This window comes from Rhizobium sp. 18055, assembly GCF_902706285.1.
Classification (GTDB): Bacteria; Pseudomonadota; Alphaproteobacteria; order Rhizobiales; family Rhizobiaceae; genus Rhizobium.
The window spans coordinates 1-436 of sequence record NZ_CACSKD010000304.1; the positions used below are offsets into that span (position 1 = coordinate 1).

1 protein-coding gene is annotated in these 436 nt (G+C 78.2%); it reads right to left on the minus strand.

The genetic code is table 11. The features are described from left to right. Positions 1–115 precede the first annotated feature (115 nt). The coding region (locus tag GVL52_RS32195; RefSeq protein WP_280179132.1) for an IclR family transcriptional regulator C-terminal domain-containing protein at positions 116–436 on the minus strand (321 nt) is incomplete at its 5' end.

Sequence of the window (436 nt, forward strand, 5' to 3'; positions counted from 1 at the left end):
GCGCTGGCAGGCGGGCGTGGTGGGCGCGGGCGTGGTCGTGGTGTTCGCTGCCGGCCGGCTGGGGTAGCGCCAGCACCAGCGGTGCCGCGGGCGGCGTCCGGCGTGCCCGCCGCGCTCAGGCGGGGACGTCGGCGAACAGCCCGGGTTCCAGCGCCTCGATCTCCGCTTCGTACGGCCCCGCATCGCCGCCGAGGCTGCGGGTGGCCTCGGCGGAGGCCCGGAGCACGTCGCGGCAGGCGGCCAGCATGGCCTGGGGCGGCGACAGCCGCTGCCGCGGGCCCGACAGGGCGATCGCGCCCTGCAATTCACCGGTGACCGAGAACACCGGCGCCGCCACCGACGCCGTGTCCGGGTCGCGCTCGCCATACGACACCTGCCAGAGCCGCGCCCCGGCCCGCACCCGCTCTCCCGTGGCCGGCGCGAAGGCCTGCAGCAC